Raw genomic sequence first — 16,808 nt, 5'->3', positions numbered from 1 at the left:
GCGCGGTCTGGTTTTCTCTGTTTTTATTTAGAATCAATAGCTTATTGTCTTGTCATAAGGCTGGGGAACGGGTATATTCCGCGCCCCTGCCCAGTCAGGGTAGATATTGCCTGCCTTGGCGTCGGCTCACTGCCGGCCATGACATGGGGCAATGGCTATAGTGCTTGTATGGATGGCTTAGAGCCTGCCCACGATTTTTTCACCCCGGCGCCGTACCGGCCCTTCGGGTTCCGGGCATTGCCGGTAGCGACCGCCGCGGTAGTGGCCGGCGTGACAAGCCGCTTGCGGTACCCGCGGCGCGGCTTGTGCCTTGTCCGCCATCTGGCACTGCCCGGAACGCCGGGGCGAAAATATCGTAAACAGGCTCTTACATCCGGGCATGAGCACGGGTTTTGCCTAAGTGTTTGTATGCAATAGAAAGCGTTGCCGTGATGGCTCGGCTTGTGTTGCAGATATTTCGATATTGAACGAGTCAGAAAATAACTGTGCGACAGGAATGACAGATAAATTGCCCACCGCTCCAGAAGCGGAATTGATACAACCCGACACCGAGCAGACCAGCGTTGTGGATAGCGGTCTGGTCGGCCTGGTCATGCTGGCCAGGTTTCATGCCGTGGCAGCCGAGCCCGCGCAACTTGCCCACCAGTTTGGCGGTGGCGTGGCTTTCGATGAAACCCGTATTTTGCTGGCAGCCAAGCAACTGGGCCTGAAGGCCCGTGCGGTCAATGCCAGGGTAGATAGATTAGACACCTTGCCGCTCCCGGCCTTGGCCGAGGATGTGGGCGGGGGCTATTTCATCATTGCCCGTGTCTCGGACGATCAGGTACTGATACAGGACCCACGTGTGGGCCGCCCCGAGACGCTGAGCCGCGACCAACTGGTCAGCCGCTGGAGCGGCAGGCTGCTGCTGTTTGCTTCGCGTGCCTCCTTGGCAGGCGAGCTGTCCAAGTTTGATTTCACCTGGTTTATTCCGGCGGTGGTCAAGTACCGCAAGCTGCTGGGCGAGGTGCTGTTCGTCTCCTTTATCCTGCAATTGATCGCCTTGCTGACCCCATTGTTCTTCCAGGTGGTCATGGACAAGGTGCTGGTACATCGTGGGTTCTCGACGCTGGACGTGATTGCAGTCGGCCTCCTGGTGGTGTCCATCTTCGAGGTCGTGCTGACAGGTTTGCGTACCTGGCTGTTCTCGCACACGACCAACCGTATCGATGTGGAGCTGGGGGCAAGGCTGTTCCGCCATTTGCTGAACCTGCCGCTGGCGTATTTCCAGGCGCGCCGGGTGGGGGATTCGGTGGCCCGTGTGCGGGAGCTGGAGAACATCCGCCAGTTCCTTACTGGCAATGCCATTACCCTGGTGATGGACCTGTTGTTCTCGGTGGTGTTTATCGCCGTGATGTTCTACTACAGCGGCTGGCTGACGTTGATCGTGCTGCTGAGCCTGCCGTGCTATGCCTTGCTGTCGTTCCTGATTACCCCGGTGTTGCGCGCAAGGCTGGACCAGAAGTTCGCCCGTGGCGCCGAGAACCAGGCTTTTCTGGTGGAGGCGGTCAACGGCGTGGAGACCATCAAGTCCATGGCGGTGGAGCCGCGTGTGATTGAGCGGTGGGACAACCAGTTGGCAGCCTATGTGGCGGCCAGCTTCAAGGTAGGCCAGCTGGGCAATATCGCCAGCCAGGTGGTTTCGCTGATCGGCAAGCTGGTGACGGTGGCCACCCTGTGGCTGGGCGCCAAACTGGTGATCGAGGGCGAGCTGACAGTGGGCCAGTTGATTGCCTTCAATATGCTGGCCGGCCGAGTGGCTGGGCCTATCATGCGCTTGGCGCAGCTGTGGCAGGATTTCCAGCAGACCGGTATTTCCATGCAGCGCCTGGGCGATATTCTCAATACCCGTACCGAAGTGGCCCAGGCCAGCCGTGCTGCCTTGCCGGCGATTGTGGGGGCTATCGAGTTCGATCAGGTGGGCTTTCGCTACCGTCCTGATGGGCCGGAGATACTGCGTGGCATCTCGCTCCAGATCAAACCCGGGGAGGTGATCGGTATAGTCGGTCGATCCGGCTCGGGCAAGAGTACCTTGACCAAGCTGGTGCAGCGGTTGTTTGTACCTGAGCGTGGCCGCGTGCTGGTGGATGGTGTGGACCTGGCGCTGGCCGACCCGGTGTGGCTGCGGCGCCAGGTGGGTGTGGTCTTGCAGGAGAACCTGCTGTTCAACCGCTCCATCCGCGACAATATTGCCTTGGCCGACCCCGGTATGCCGATGGAAGCGGTGATACACGCCGCCAAGCTGGCCGGTGCGCATGAGTTTATCGTGGAGCTGCCGGAGGGCTACGACACGGTGGTGGGTGAACACGGCACCGGTTTGTCCGGCGGCCAGCGCCAGCGCGTGGCTATCGCCCGCGCCCTGGCCACCAATCCCCGTATCCTGATCCTGGACGAGGCGACCAGTGCGCTGGATTACGAGTCGGAGCGGGTGATACGGGACAATATGCGCGCCATCTGCCAGGGGCGGACGGTGATCGTGATTGCCCACCGTCTTTCTACTGTACGCATGTCGGATCGGATTATCGCCGTGGACAAGGGGCAGATTGTCGAGGAGGGCCAGCATGATGAGCTGGTCAACCGCCCAGGTGGGTACTACGCCCATCTCTATAGTCTGCAGCAGGGGTAAGCCAGATGATATTCGAAGCCACAAAAGCCCTGTTCCAGCGCTATGCAACGGTGTGGAAAGCCGCTTGGGAAGTCCGCGATCAACTGGCGCCCAAGACCAAGTTGAGTTACGAGGCGCAGTTTCTGCCGGCTGCGCTGGAACTGCAGGAGACGCCGCCTTCGCCTGTTCCACGCTTGACCATGAAGATACTGATGGCCTTGTTCCTGATTGCGCTGGCCTGGAGCATCTTCGGCAAGATCGATGTGGTGGCGGTGGCCCAGGGCAAGATTATTCCCGATGACCGTACCAAGGTCATACAGACGCCTGAGCTGGCCGTGGTGCGGCGCATCTTGGTGCGTGATGGCCAGCATGTGAAAGCCGGGCAGGTGCTGATAGAACTGGATGCCACCAGCGCTGGTGCCGATAAATCACGCGCCGGCAGCGAGCTGGGCGCGGCAGAGCTGGAGGCAGCGCGCAGCAAGGCCCTGGCCGATGCACTGGAGCGTGGTCATCTGCCGCAGCTGACTTCGCCAGGCAATGTGGCGGCCGGTGCGCTGGCCAGCGAGAAGCGGCTACTGATAGGCGAGTATGCCGAAATACAGGCGCGCCTGGCTGCGCTCGATGAAGAGACTGAACGCCGTCGGGCGGAGCTGGAGACCAGTCGGCAGATTGCTGCCAAGTTGTCCGAGACCCTGCCCATTGTGCGGCAGCGTACCGAGGATTATCGTGGCCTGGCCGAGAAGAACTTTATCGCCAAGCACGCCCTGCTGGAGAAGGAGCAGGCACTGGTCGAGACGCAACGCGACCTTGCGGCAGAGCAGAGCCGTACCAGGCAGCTGGAGCATGCCATCGCGCAGAACCAGCGTGAACGTGCCAGCTTGCTGGCTCAGACCCGCCGGGCAGCGCTGGACCAATTGAACCAGGCACAGGACAGGGCCAACTCGCTGCGCCAGGAACTTGTCAAGGCAGAGCAACGTAACCGGCTGTTGACCCTGGTGGCGCCGGTGGACGGGGTGGTACAGCAATTGTCGGTGCATACCGTGGGCGGTGTGGTGAAGGAGGCTGATCCGCTGCTGCAGGTTGTGCCGCAGAACGACAGGCTGGTGGTGGAGGCGCAGATCGAGAACAAGGATATCGGTTTCGTGGTGGCAGGCCAGCAGGCCGAGGTCAAGGTGGAGACTTTCAGCTTTACTAAGTACGGCACCCTGCCGGGCAAGGTGCTGACCGTGTCGAACGACGCAGTGCAGGACGAGAAGCGTGGCCTGATCTATCCGGCCCGGGTGGAGCTGATGCGCTCGTCGGTGCAGGTGGAGAACAAGCGGGTCAATCTGAGCCCCGGCATGGCGGTGACGGCCGAGATCAAGATAGGCAAGCGGCGGGTGATCGAGTACTTCCTGAGTCCGCTGAGCGAGCATGTGCAGGAGAGCTTGCGCGAGCGGTAAGCCTATTGACCTGTGTGTATTGCAGACCGGCACCCCTATATAGGGTGCCGTTCTGCTTTTGTAAGGCGATACAAAAACGGCGCCCCGTTGCGGAGGCGCCGTCTGCTTGCTACGGAACGACAGGTCAGGCTTGCTGGCCAGCCTCAACCACGGCCAGGGCCGTCATGTTGACGATGCGGCGTACCGAGGCGGTGGGGGTGAGGATATGCACTGGCTGATTCACGCCCAGCAGCATGGGGCCGATGGTGACGCCGTCGGCTGCACTGGCCTTGAGCAGGTTGAAGGCGATGTTGGCGGCATCCAGGGTAGGCATGACCAGCAGGTTGGCATCGCCCTTGAGGGTGGAGTCCGGCATCACCATATCGCGTATCTGGCCCGATAGCGCGGCATCACCGTGCATCTCGCCGTCCACTTCCAGCTCGGGGGCGCGCTGGCGCAGCAGCTCCAGCACCTTACGCATCTTCAGCGAGGTCGGTGATTCTACCGAGCCGAAGCTGGAGTGCGACAGCAGCGCAACCTTGGGGGCGATGCCGAAGTTGCGTACGGTCTGGGCAGCCATCAGGGTGATCTCGGCCAATTGCTCGGCGGTCGGGTCCTGATTCACATAGGTGTCGGTGATGAAGACGTTGCCCTTGGGCAGCATCAGTGCATTCATGGCGCCATAGGTGTGGCTGTCGGCCTTGCGGCCGATGACTTGGCAGACGAAGTCCAGGTGATCCTGATAATGGCCGTAGGTGCCGCAGATCATGGCATCGGCTTCGCCGCGGCGCATCATCAGCGCACCGATGAGGGTGGTCTTGCGGCGGACTTCGCGCTTGGCGAACTCCTGGCTGACGCCATTGCGCTTGCGCAACTGGTAGTACTCGTTCCAGTACTCGCGGTAGCGTGGGTCGTTCTCGTTGTTGACCAGCTCGAAATCCACACCGGGGCGAATGCGCAGGCCCAGCTTCTCGATGCGCATATCGATGACGTTGGGGCGGCCGATCAGGATGGGGCGGGCCAGGCCTTGATCGACGATCTCCTGTACGGCATGCAGTACCCGTTCGTCCTCGCCTTCGGCGTAGACCACCCGCTTGGCGGCCTTTTTGGCAGCCGTGAAGACGGGTTTCATGAACAGGTTGGACTTGTACACGAACTGCATCAGCGATTCGTGGTAGGCGGCGATGTCAGCAATCGGGCGGGTTGCCACGCCGGATTCCATGGCGGCGCGAGCCACGGCCGGCGCAATCTTGACGATCAGGCGCGGGTCGAACGGCTTGGGGATGATGTAGTCCGGGCCGAAGGTCAGCGACTGGCCGCTATAGGCGTCGGCCACTACATCGTTTTGCTCGGCCATGGCGAGGTCGGCAATGGCGCGTACGCAGGCCAGCTTCATCTCGTCGTTGATGGTGGTGGCGCCGACGTCGAGCGCACCGCGGAAGATGAAGGGGAAGCAGAGTACGTTGTTGACCTGGTTGGGGTAATCCGACCGGCCGGTGCAGATGATGGCATCGGGGCGGGCTTCCTTGGCCAGCGGCGGCAGGATTTCCGGCTCGGGGTTGGCCAGGGCCAGGATGAGCGGGTGGGCCGCCATGCTGCGGACCATGTCCTGGCTTACCAGTTTGGGGCCGGACAAGCCCAGGAAGATGTCCGCACCTACCATGGCATCCTTGAGGGTGCGATGGGGGGTGTCCTGGGCGTAACGCTTTTTCGATTCGTCCAGCTTGTCCCAGTCTTCACGCGCCTTGTGCACCACGCCCTTGGAGTCGCAGGCAATGATGTTGGCTGGATTGAGGCCCAGCTGCACCAGCAGGTTGAGGCAGGCAATGGCGGCAGCACCGGCGCCGGATACCACCAGGCGCACCCGGCCGATGTCCTTGTCGACGATGCGCAGGCCATTCAGTACGGCAGAGGCGGTAATGATGGCGGTGCCGTGCTGGTCGTCATGGAACACCGGAATCTTCATGCGCTCGCGGCACTTTTGCTCCACGTAGAAGCATTCTGGTGCCTTGATGTCTTCCAGGTTGATGCCGCCGAAGGTGGGTTCCAGCGCACAGATGATATCAACCAGCTTGTCGGGGTCGTTCTGGTCGACTTCGATATCGAACACGTCGATACCGGCGAACTTCTTGAACAGGACACCCTTGCCCTCCATCACTGGCTTGCCGGCCAGCGGGCCGATATTGCCCAGGCCCAGCACGGCGGTGCCATTGGAGATCACGGCGACCAGGTTGCCGCGGGCAGTATATTTGTAGGCGTTCAGCGGGTCTTCGACGATGGCGTCGCAGGCGGCGGCGACACCCGGAGAATAGGCCAGGGCCAGATCACGCTGGCTGGACAGCGGTTTGGTCGGGGCGACCTGAATCTTGCCGGGTTTGGGGAACTGGTGGTATTCGAGTGCGCTCTTGCGCAGTTCTTCATCCATCGTGGGGCTCCAACATCGTCGTTTTGTTATGCGGGTAGCTCACGATTATAGGCCTGCCGGGCCGAGAGGCCGAGGGGGAAATCCCGATTGGGCGCATGCACGCAATGCGGCGCCGCTGGGGTTGAAATTCAAGCCCTTGATTCCTCGTTGGAAACAGGCGGCGGCCTGGTCTGGCCCTGGCCGGGGAGAGCAGTGTTGCACTTGTGGCAGGGCGGTGGATGGCGCTGTTTTGTGCAACTTATCTGATTCGCCACACCTAAACCACTTGCGCGTACCGTGCCGCGCAGCCAGACTACAGCCCCATTTAGGCAGGCTGGGGTTTGCGGAGTCGTATTTCGCTACCTGGCTGATAGTAAAATTGCCGCTCCCCTCGGATGAGGGCTGCCACTTGCGCCGAGCCTGGGTGTACCAGGTGTACGGCAGTATCGAGTTGGATGTTTTCTGGCAACCCTAGCGGGCTGCCAAGGTGTCCCGGTAGTTTGTCAGGAAAGGATTCTTCAGTGCTTCAACCCTTCTATAAGACCCTTGCGCGCCTTGCGCTAATCCTGCCCTTGCTGGCCCTGGCGGCCTGCGGCGGTGAATCGGCCCCTGCCGATGCGCCGCAAGCGTTTACGGCGGTTGCAGGTGATGGGCGGGTTACGCTTACCTGGAACCAGGATCCCAATATGACCTACTGGGTGTTTGCCGCGCAGGCAGATAGCGTGACGCCCGACAATTACAACAAATTTCCTGAATCCGTACTTCAGCGAGGCGTTTCATCGCCGTTTACCCTGACCGGCCTGACTAACGGCAAGACCTACTCGTTTACCATCAATGCTACTCGGAACGGTAGCCCAGCCGGCCCGGCTGCTCCCTCGCAGGCGATAGTGCCAAGGCCTGCCGGCACGACCTGGACGCCAGGCGCACCGCTGGGTTCGGCAGACCTGAACAAGATAGGTGCGGGCTCCAGCCAGTATGTTGCCGTTGGCAATGCGGGTAGTATCTATACCGTCGGCACTGGTAGCGTGGGGCTGTGGGTAAAGCAGAATGCCAAGACCACGGCAGATCTGTACGCCTACCTCTTCAATGGCACCAACCACATGGTCATGGGTAGTGCTGGCACGCTGATATACAGCACCGATGCCAGCACTTGGACTGTGGTTGATACAGGCGCCGCTGCAAAGGCTGAGCGCTTCAATGCATTGGCTACGGGCGGCAACATTTACCTGGCGGTTGGCCAAGGGGGGGCGATCTATACCGGTGCTGCAGATGCCTTGACTGCGCCTAAGCCTTGGGTCAAACAGGTTTCGAATACCACAGCCAACCTCAATGCCTTGATATATAACGCGCAATGGAAGCTGGAAAACTCGGTGTCCATACCGCGCTATGTGGTGGTCGGCGACAGCGGCACTATCTTGGTGGGCGAGGTAACGACGACCACTACAGGCAGCACAGTGAGCTACTCCACGGTCTGGACGCAGAAAACCTCGGGCACCGATGCCAATCTGTACGGCGTTACCTACAACAGTGTGCTCGGCAGCTATTTCGTGGTAGGTAGCGGCGGTACCTTGTTGATGAGTACCGATACTGAAACCTGGACCAAGGTAGCCCTGCCGACCACGCAGAACCTGCATGCGATCGCCATTGGTAGCCGCATCCTGGCCGTGGGCGCCAATGGCACTACCGTGTTGGGTGCCTACACTTCCAGCAAGGGCACAGATGGTAAGACGGTCTGGAGCTATGCGTGGTCGGTTGGCAGTGCTGGCGCGATCAGCAAACTCAACGATGTGATCGCTGGCGATGGCAGCTATCTGGCCGTGGGGGCATCGGGCACCAATACCCGTTCCTTCTGATCCAGACAGACTGCTTGCTCATACGTAAACAAAGGCCCCTGATGGGGCCTTTGTCTTTGGTGCTACGCGATGAGATGCAGGTTATTCCTTGACGGCGGAGTCCCAGTGCTCTGCGATCTTGCCCTGTTCTATGCGGAACATGTCGAACCAGGTGGTGGTGTACCGTTTGCCAGCTTCCTTGGGGTCGGCCACGGTACGGACAAAGCTCAATATCACCTTGTCCCCCTCGGCGCTGATTGCCACCAGCGGAGCTTTGATCTTGGCGTCTACCGGCTTGGTCTTGCTGAATTTGCTGAAGAACTCGACAAAGGCGGCACGGCCGGTCGGTACGTTGGGGTTGTGCTGGATATAGCCTTCGGCCAGGTATTTGTCGGCTTGATCCAGCCTGCCGGCTTCCAGCACCTCGCGCCAGAAGTCGTATACCAGCCGCTTGTTGCTAGCCAGCTTGGGGTCGGCACTGGTAAGCAGGCTGTCATGATCGGTTGCCGCCGTGACGGGAACCTGGGCGTGTACTGGATAGGCCAGTAACAAGGCGCCCGCTAGGGCAAGGGTCTGCAGCTTCATGATGCTCCGATAGAGGGGGGGTTAGCTCGCAAGCAGGCTGTGCCAGTCTCGCACGAGTGTTGCAAGCTCTGCCAGTGTCAGTTCGGCGGGCGCTAAGGTTTCGTCGTACACATTGGCGATAGCGGCGCCCTGTGTAGACAGGCAGAGTTCATAGAGATTGCCGGTGCAGGACCAAGCCGGCGTGGTGCCCTGCTGTATATCGGCAATGGCGGACAATATCTCCTCGCATCGCTCGCTGCTGCGGCGGACATCGGTGTTCAGGAAGTCCGCCACTTGGTCGATCTCGCCTGCGAGACTGGCGTGCGGTTGGCCTGTTTCGTCCAGTTCGAATTGGTAGCTTGGTCGTGTCATCTTGTTGCTCCTTGTCGAGATTGCAGGCGCGGGTGGCACCCCGCCGGCAAGGCCAGCGCTCGCGGTATTGCAGCTCTGCCGACACCGATGGGCCTAGTCTACACAACGGTGTATGCCCCAGCGCGCCAGGAGAAAAACCCATGCACCTTGCGGCGCATGGGCAAAGCGCTCCCACATGGTGGTGGCGCCAGGGAGTCGGTGGTGGGCTTGGAGCGGCGAACAAAACCCAGCGTAGCGGTTCTGGCTAGGCGTGCGAGCGATGACAGTACTTGGGTACGGCAAGCTCGCACAACAACGCCAGATGGGTTTTGTTAGCGGCTCTTAGTAGGGGAAGGCGGTATTCACCGCGCTATACAACAGACCCATCCGTATCTTGAAGCGCTTGCCATCGCTATCCATGCACTTGCCGCTGTCGCCATCCGTGCCGGACCAGCCCCACACCCCCCATGGCTGAGCGGCACCCTGCTGGTTGTTGGCGGCATAGACGATAGAGGCCAGTATCTGGTCGTAGCTGCAGCTGTCGGGAAAGAACGTCGACATCTTTTTCTTGCCGTTGTCGAAGGTGACCGTAGCATCGTAGATGCCCTTGCGCAGATTGGTGATGCCGCTGATGCTGCTGATGGGGGCGCTGTCCTTCATCTGGACGGAATGGAAGCCCACGACCTTCTTGCTGCCCTTGATCTCGCCGCAGAATACATGCTGGATATTGACCGGGGGCGTGGTGGTGCTCCAGTCGAAGTCAACGCTGTTGCAGTCTGCCGCCCATGTGGGCTGCGACAGGCTGGCAACCGTGCAGAGCAGGGCGAGCGCAAGGTAACGGTACGGTTGTGTCATGCATGGCATGATGTTTTCCTCCGGGCAGAAGCCGATTTATTGGATGGAGATGCTGCGTACCCAGGCACGACGGCTCTCGTCGTATAGGCTGATTCGGCCGGTCAGGGGAAAGCTGGCGGGGGTGCCGGTGATGCCTTTGGGCAAGGCGGGAGTCCGCATGCTGCCCTGCGGTGTCGCCATGATCTGCGCTATCCAGTAGCGCGCGCTCTTGGGGAGCAAGGGTTTCCGTGTGGATGCCTGCATGGGCAGCGCCGGCTCAGCGCTCAGCGGCTTGATGAACCACAATCCCCGGCTGCCAGGTTCGATGCCGCTATCGGCCCATAGGCTGGTCAGCAGCCGTGTCAGGCCGCCGTTGGAGTCGCCGGATACATCGGCCGGCCGGCTGAGATTCCAGCCATCTCGCGCTGCAGCCTGCATCAGGGCTTTGGATTGCGCGTTTAGTGCATCGCGGGAAGAGGCCGTGGGCGGGCTGGCCAGAATGTAAGCGCCTGCCAAACCCATGGCGCCATCTACATCCTTGCCGTGAATGAACAGGCTGACACTCACGCTGGTTGACGGCCCTTGTGGGTTGTTGAGGGTGACGTTGTAGACATCGATCTTCCAGGCGGAGTAAATCGTCGTCTTGATGTTGCCGTTGGGCGTGCTGTCGGTCACTTGGACAAAGCGGGTATCCACGGTCGGCAGATCGATCGGTATGCCCAGGTAGTCGGCGGCCTTGCCTATGGCGACGGTGCTGCTAAAGGTAGGTGGGACGCCAGCATCGCGCCAGGTCAGGGTGCCGGCGGAGAACAGGGGATCGGTGGCAGCCAGGGCCAGGCAGCTCAGCAAGCAGACCAGGCTATGGCGCACATAGTGATGCCATTGATATCGGTGCATGGTGGGAGTTCCTCTCTAGGTAGATGGCTGGGGCTAGTCTTCGGCGTACCAGGTACGCAGGGTGTTGGCTTCATCACCCTTCTCGACATGGCCGTTGGCGGCTTCCGGCAGCGACTGGATGGCCAGGGGGGTATCGGCATAAGCCACGCCTCGCCTGACCTGGGCCGCGGATACCCGGTTTTTGCTGGCGAGCGTGCCGGGGATGTGGTCCGCAGGCGGGTTGTTGGCTTCTGCGGTGAATTGCGCTTTCATGAAATTCACCGTGTCGAACTGGTTCCAGGGCACGGTTTTGTAGATCACGCCATCCCTAAGCCATTCCACCTGGTCGCCATTGCGCTGCTGCACATAGAGCGCCTCGGCTGCCGGCGCGATGTCTTCGCCCAGTTCCCACTGGCCATTTTTGTCTCGATATTCCCAATAGACCTTGGCGCTGGCATTGCCGCGCTTGCCCCAACCGCCCTGTATCCAGGCAATGTCGGCACCACGGCCGTCGTCTATGCCACTCCAGACGGCCACGTCCACCACTACCACGGTGTCCTGGTACTGTATGCGTGCGCGGCTGCCGTCGTACCAGGGTGCATTCCCCAGTTGGTCCTGGTAGCCCTCGTAGCCTCTTGCCAGGGCTGGGGGGCTGCACAGCAGCAGCAATAAGGCACAGGCGCCGGCGCGCCGTTTCCAGATGTTCATGTCTTCCTCCTGCAATCACATTGACGTTATGGGGGCGGGCCTTGCCGGCTGGAGCACCTTGAGGTGCTGGTGCGGCCAGGCATGCCACCGGGCCAGCGCCTGGTCTGCTGTCGTGCAGGCAGGCCAATACGCTGGTGGCAGGTAGAAGACGAGACAGCGGGCTAACTTGTGAATGGCGTGTAAGAGCCAGGGCAGGGGGCAAAGCTGCACGGAGACCGTGATGGCAAAGCCTTGTGGGGAGCCGCCTGCAGGAAAGTGGTGTGCATTGCAGGCAACGCAAATCTATAGAGCAAGCGCTTGGTATTTTGACGTAACCCCCTTCAGTCCCGCATCATTCGGAAATTCTTCTTCCCGCGGCACCTGGCAGAGTCGGGGTACACCGTCCCAGCGCCAGGCCGATAACAATAGCGAGGTCACACCCCGTGGAACGCGAATTCATGGAATACGACGTGGTAATCGTCGGCGCCGGCCCCTCGGGCCTGAGCGCAGCGATACGCCTCAAGCAACTGGCAGCAGAAAAAGGCTCGGATATCAGCGTCTGCGTGCTGGAGAAGGGCTCGGAAGTCGGCGCCCATATCCTCTCGGGCGCGGTGATTGATCCGATAGCCATGAATGAATTGTTCCCGGACTGGAAGGAGCGGGGCGCTCCGCTCAATGTGCCGGTTACCGAAGACCGCTTCCTGATACTGGAGGAAGACGAGAGCTACCGTATTCCCAATTTCCTGTTGCCGCCCTTGATGAACAATCATGGCAACTTCATCGTCAGCCTCGGCAATGTCTGTCGCTGGCTGGCCAGCCAGGCAGAAGCGCTGGGTGTGGAAATCTATCCGGGCTTTGCTGCCGCAGAGGTGCTCTACCACAGCGACGGTTCGGTCAAGGGTGTGGCAACCGGCGATATGGGCGTGGCCAAGGATGGCAGCCACAAGCCGGAGTACGCACGCGGCATGGAGCTGCATGCGAAGTACACGCTGATCGCCGAGGGGGTGCGGGGTTCCTTGTCCAAGGAGCTGCAAGCACGCTTCCATCTCCGTGACGGGATAGATCCGCAGAAATTCGGCATAGGCATCAAGGAGCTGTGGAAGGTCGACCCCAAGCAGCACCAGCCTGGCCTCGTCATGCATTCACAGGGCTGGCCGCTCAACAGCAATGCGGGCGGTGGTTCATTCCTCTATCACCTTGACGATAATCAGGTGGTGGTGGGCTTTGTGGTCCACCTCAACTACGAGAACCCCCATCTCAGCCCCTACGATGAGTTCCAGCGCTTCAAGACCCACCCTGCCATCCGTGGCTTTTTCGAAGGCGGCAAGCGTATTGCCTACGGTGCCCGTGCCATCAACGAAGGCGGGCTGCAGTCCATTCCCAAGCTGACCTTCCCCGGCGGCGCGCTGATAGGGTGTTCGGCCGGTTTCGTGAACGTGCCCCGTATCAAGGGCAGCCACAATGCTATGAAGAGCGGCATGCTGGCTGCCGAGGCCGCTTTTGATGCCATCGCTGGCGGCAGCAATGGGTCGGACGAGCTGGTGGCCTATCCACAAAAGATACGCAGCAGCTGGGTGTGGGACGATCTGGATTCGGTGCGCAATATCAAGCCGGCACTCAGCAAGTTTGGCATGTGGGGTGGCACGGTTTATGGCGGTTTCGATATGTGGTGCCACAGCCTGGGCATACGCCTGCCGTGGACCTTCCGCCACAGCAAGGCTGACCATGAATGCCTCAAGCCAGCGGATGAATGCAGCCCCATCGATTACCCCAAGCCCGATGGCAAGGTCAGCTTCGACAAGCTCAGTTCGGTGTTTATCTCCAACACGAACCATGAAGAAGATCAGCCCAGCCATCTGCGGCTCAAGGACAGCAGTGTGCCGGTGGCCTTGAACTGGCAAGTCTATGCCGGCCCGGAACAACGCTTCTGCCCGGCGGGTGTGTATGAATACGTGGGCTTGGAAGAAGGTAAACCACGGTTGCAGATCAATGCGCAGAACTGTGTGCACTGCAAGACCTGCGATATCAAGGACCCCAGCCAGAACATCAACTGGGTGGTGCCAGAAGGTGGCGGCGGCCCCAACTACCCCAATATGTAATGCAGCAAAATCGGCCGGGCGATTGCCCGGCTTTTTTCTTCCGCCTTTTTTTGGGTCTCCACAGTGAATTTCCCCTTTACACTGCCTGGTGCTGTGGCATTTGGCGGAGCGTGGATCGAATCCACTGTGGTTTCTGCTGATACTTCTGCTTTGCAACTATGAATCTGAATCCCTATAGCCCTCCCCAAACTGCACTTGATCAAAGCTCATTCGAGGGAGGCAACTCGTCTGCGCCCGAATTTTATGTGGTCTCCCGGCGTAAATTCTTCCTGCTTTTCTATCTGACATTAGGTTTCTACGACTACTACTGGTTTTACCGTAACTGGGCTATTTACAAAGCGCGAACTGGCGAATCCATTTGGCCTGTCATGCGTGGCCTTTTCCCAATATTTTTTGTCTGGTCGCTGTTTGCAAGCGTCGATCGATCGCTGAAGCGCGGGCAACGAACGCACTTTTTCAATCACGCACGCCTTGGCAGTGTTTATGTGGTGGCCAGCGTAATTGGGCATACATGCAATAAGCTGAGCGACAAGAATATTGGCAGCCCTTACACCGACTGGATACCACTACTCGTTTTCATTACTTTGGGATACACGCTATGGCAGGCACAGAAAGCGATCAATATCGCCTGCAACGATCCGCAAGGTGAATCCAATAGCAGACTGAGCTGGGCGAATTACGGCTGGATGGGGGGGACCCTGCTAATCGTCGCACTGACGCTATACGCAATCGTTAGCGGTGTAGCCGATTAGCACCTGCGAGAGAGGTGCTGCCATCGCGTCTTTCCCTGCGAGCTGCTTTGAGCGATTCCGCTGGAGATTGATCCGCTGGCTGTATGTAGAGCAGGCTAGTCCTCCGGGTCGTATTCCGGGTCGAACACAAAATGCCAGGCATGGCGCTGGTAGTGGATATCGACCCTCAGTACGGTACAGTCCAGCGGTATGGGGCATCGCGTCATGTCGGTAAAGGACTGCACGGTATAGGTACCGTCGCCAACCTGCTCTGCGGCCACCATAAAGAACAGGGTGGGTTCGTATTCAAAAGTGCAGGTCATGCCTTGGTCGACATCAGGCACGGTGACCATGGGTCGGCCGCCCACGTGCCAGATGCAATCGATGGTGGCGGGCGGCAAGGTCTGATTGCGTACGCCTACCTGGTTATGCGTCAGGCGTGCGTTGGCATTGCCGGTGGATGCCATGCTCAACTGGGGCGACAGACCAGATGGACGGGTTGCGACGGCCAATTGGCCAGGATGCAGCACCATGATGCCAGAGCTGGTACGGGTTTCGTTCCGATGTTGCATCACTTGTAGTGAGATGGTCGGGTCGAACTCGAAAACACCGTGTGCACCTGCCGATAGCGCCAGCGTCTGCCACGCGTGAATACGGATGTTGCTCTCGGCTCTCATGGGGCGCAGGAACACCAGCACGACCTTGCCCCGCATATTGTCGATGTCGGCGGTTACGATGCATGTGGTCATTTTATCGATCCAGCATGAGATATCGGGGGGGCCAACCCGCCGTGCTCTGGCGGGTCGGCACTTGGCACCGTTGTGTCAGCGCGGGTGCCTGGGGGCGGCCTTAGCTTGCATCAAAATCGAAGGTCCACAGGCCTTGATCGCGCGTTACTCCGACATCGACGTTGGTTGCGGTGATGGGCATGATGTACTCGGTCATGTCGGAGAAGTTTTGCACGATGTAGGTCTGGCCCACCATGGGTGGCGAAGCGACCATGAAGTAGAAGTGCGGCTCGTATTCGAAGCTCACGGTCATATTGAGATCGACATAGGGCATGGACACCACCGGTTTGTCGTTCACATACCAATTGCTCTGGAACTGGATGAAGGGGTTGGTCTGGTTGATCACGCCACACTGGGCTGGCGTGAGCTTCTCTTGGGCCATCGAGGTCGGCGCCAGTTGCAGCGATGGCGACAGGCCGGCAGGGCTGGTTGCCTGTAGCAGTTGGCCGGGGTTGATGATGCTGCGGCCGGAGATGATGACATTGCTGGCGTTCTCGCCGCTGCTGGTGACGTCGGTGGAGATGACGTCCACATACTGGAACGATTCGGTCGAGCCGGCAGAGCCGGTCAGGACTTGCCAGGCATGAATGCGGTAGTTGCGCTGCGGGTTCTGCGGTTTCAGGAATACCAGAACCGTTTTGCCCTGCATGTCGGGGGCATTCATGTGTACATTGAATTGGGTACTCATTGCTGTCTTCCTTCTCGTCAGGCTCTGGTTGGAATCGCAACACTGGGTGAGCCAACCCTGTGCTGCGGTTTGGGATCAAGTGATCCCGGCTAGGAACCGCTAGCAAAACCCTTCTGGCGAGGCTGCCGCCCCGGGATTGTTCTGGCCATAGCCATTAGCCGGCTTTTGTTAATGGTCCCCGACAGGCTTAACTGGCGATGAAGCGATATCGAACCCCCAAAGGGCGGGTTGGGTCGGGGCTGGCAACGACCTGGACCAATCTGGCAAAGCTGGGTATGCAGTAGGCGGATGCCTGCTCCAGTTGCTGTACCGTCACCGGCATGGGGGCGTAATCCGGCGGCATCGGTAGAAACAGCAGCTCCTGCCCAGGCGCATAGCGACAGCTGCTGCCAGGTTGTAGCCCTTCATTACGGCCGACCAGGTTGTCATCGAGATACCAGTCGACGGCCATGGTGGCGTCGTTTACCTGGGCCGGTGCACACACCACGGTGCAGGCGGGGTCTTCGTTGCGCTCCACCCAGGCGATCAACACATCCTCGACTTGCGGTACCAGCAGGTAGGCATTGGTTGGCCGCACTGACACGCAAGGGCTGCTGTACTCTGCGCCGCCACGCCGGGCCCAGGCCTGTGCCGATACCCGGCCTGTCCAGCGAAAGCATTCGCGCGCATTGCGTGAGGGGTTGAGCCTTAACCAGGGCATGGGTTTGAACGGTGCTGCAGCGCTGTCGGTATCCGTGTGTACCACCGCGCCTGGATCGTACTGCTGGCTGACAAAAACCCAGGTAGCCTGTTCGATGCCGGTGTTGGTGAATTCGAACTGCACATTCATGCTTTTCCTCCGGGCCGCTACAGCGGCTTGTCTTTGTAATGAAGACGAGGCTTACTCGCG

At 59.9% G+C, this 16,808-nt stretch carries 14 protein-coding genes; 5 read left to right on the top strand and 9 right to left on the bottom strand.

What is annotated here, in order from left to right:
• Positions 1-496: 496 nt before the first annotated feature.
• Positions 497-2,665: a type I secretion system permease/ATPase gene (locus QQK16_RS11080; RefSeq protein ID WP_284196523.1), complete on the top strand. Its 2,169-nt coding sequence runs from the start codon at positions 497-499 to the stop codon at positions 2,663-2,665.
• 5 nt (positions 2,666-2,670) lie between these two features.
• Positions 2,671-4,086, top strand: a complete 1,416-nt coding sequence (locus QQK16_RS11075; RefSeq protein ID WP_284196522.1) for an HlyD family type I secretion periplasmic adaptor subunit — start codon at positions 2,671-2,673, stop codon at positions 4,084-4,086.
• A gap of 124 nt (positions 4,087-4,210) precedes the next feature.
• On the opposite strand, the gene QQK16_RS11070 is transcribed toward QQK16_RS11075, so the two are convergent.
• Positions 4,211-6,490, bottom strand: a complete 2,280-nt coding sequence (locus QQK16_RS11070) for an NADP-dependent malic enzyme (protein ID WP_284196521.1) — start codon at positions 6,488-6,490, stop codon at positions 4,211-4,213.
• A 500-nt stretch (positions 6,491-6,990) separates the two neighbouring features.
• Between QQK16_RS11070 and QQK16_RS11065 the strand changes: the two genes are divergently transcribed.
• Positions 6,991-8,322, top strand: coding sequence for a hypothetical protein (locus QQK16_RS11065; protein WP_284196520.1), 1,332 nt, complete (start codon positions 6,991-6,993; stop codon positions 8,320-8,322).
• Between the two features lie 81 nt (positions 8,323-8,403).
• On the opposite strand, the gene QQK16_RS11060 is transcribed toward QQK16_RS11065, so the two are convergent.
• The 5 genes from QQK16_RS11060 to QQK16_RS11040 form a co-directional block, all read right to left on the bottom strand.
• Positions 8,404-8,886, bottom strand: coding sequence for a nuclear transport factor 2 family protein (locus QQK16_RS11060; protein ID WP_284196519.1), 483 nt, complete (start codon positions 8,884-8,886; stop codon positions 8,404-8,406).
• A gap of 21 nt (positions 8,887-8,907) precedes the next feature.
• A complete protein-coding gene (locus QQK16_RS11055) occupies positions 8,908-9,237 on the bottom strand; it encodes a YacL family protein (RefSeq protein WP_284196518.1) in 330 nt (109 codons plus the stop codon).
• Positions 9,238-9,558: 321 nt separating this feature from the next.
• A complete protein-coding gene (locus QQK16_RS11050) occupies positions 9,559-10,071 on the bottom strand; it encodes an EndoU domain-containing protein (RefSeq protein WP_284196517.1) in 513 nt (170 codons plus the stop codon).
• Positions 10,072-10,107: 36 nt separating this feature from the next.
• The gene (locus QQK16_RS11045) at positions 10,108-10,947 is read right to left on the bottom strand and encodes a hypothetical protein (protein ID WP_284196516.1); all 840 of its coding nucleotides are present in this window, start codon (positions 10,945-10,947) and stop codon (positions 10,108-10,110) included.
• A gap of 33 nt (positions 10,948-10,980) precedes the next feature.
• The gene (locus QQK16_RS11040) at positions 10,981-11,634 is read right to left on the bottom strand and encodes a hypothetical protein (RefSeq protein WP_284196515.1); all 654 of its coding nucleotides are present in this window, start codon (positions 11,632-11,634) and stop codon (positions 10,981-10,983) included.
• Positions 11,635-12,071: 437 nt separating this feature from the next.
• On the opposite strand from QQK16_RS11040, the gene QQK16_RS11035 reads away from it, so the two are divergent.
• Both QQK16_RS11035 and QQK16_RS11030 read left to right on the top strand, forming a co-directional pair.
• Positions 12,072-13,712: an electron transfer flavoprotein-ubiquinone oxidoreductase gene (locus tag QQK16_RS11035; protein WP_284196921.1), complete on the top strand. Its 1,641-nt coding sequence runs from the start codon at positions 12,072-12,074 to the stop codon at positions 13,710-13,712.
• A 158-nt stretch (positions 13,713-13,870) separates the two neighbouring features.
• Positions 13,871-14,464, top strand: coding sequence for a hypothetical protein (locus QQK16_RS11030; protein ID WP_284196514.1), 594 nt, complete (start codon positions 13,871-13,873; stop codon positions 14,462-14,464).
• A gap of 95 nt (positions 14,465-14,559) precedes the next feature.
• Here QQK16_RS11030 and QQK16_RS11025 read toward each other — a convergent pair whose 3' ends face one another.
• The 3 genes from QQK16_RS11025 to QQK16_RS11015 form a co-directional block, all read right to left on the bottom strand.
• Complete coding sequence (locus QQK16_RS11025) at positions 14,560-15,192, bottom strand: hypothetical protein (protein ID WP_284196513.1); 633 nt, start codon at positions 15,190-15,192, stop codon at positions 14,560-14,562.
• 100 nt (positions 15,193-15,292) lie between these two features.
• The gene (locus QQK16_RS11020; RefSeq protein ID WP_284196512.1) at positions 15,293-15,919 is read right to left on the bottom strand and encodes a hypothetical protein; all 627 of its coding nucleotides are present in this window, start codon (positions 15,917-15,919) and stop codon (positions 15,293-15,295) included.
• A gap of 187 nt (positions 15,920-16,106) precedes the next feature.
• Positions 16,107-16,748 (bottom strand): hypothetical protein, encoded by a 642-nt coding sequence (locus QQK16_RS11015; protein WP_284196511.1) that lies wholly within the window; start codon positions 16,746-16,748, stop codon positions 16,107-16,109.
• Positions 16,749-16,808 lie beyond the last annotated feature (60 nt).

The organism is Chitinimonas prasina (assembly GCF_030160395.1).
GTDB lineage: Bacteria > Pseudomonadota > Gammaproteobacteria > Burkholderiales > Chitinimonadaceae > Chitinimonas > Chitinimonas prasina.
The sequence above is the reverse complement of the archived record's forward strand: the minus strand, read 5'-3'. Positions and strand labels throughout refer to the sequence as shown.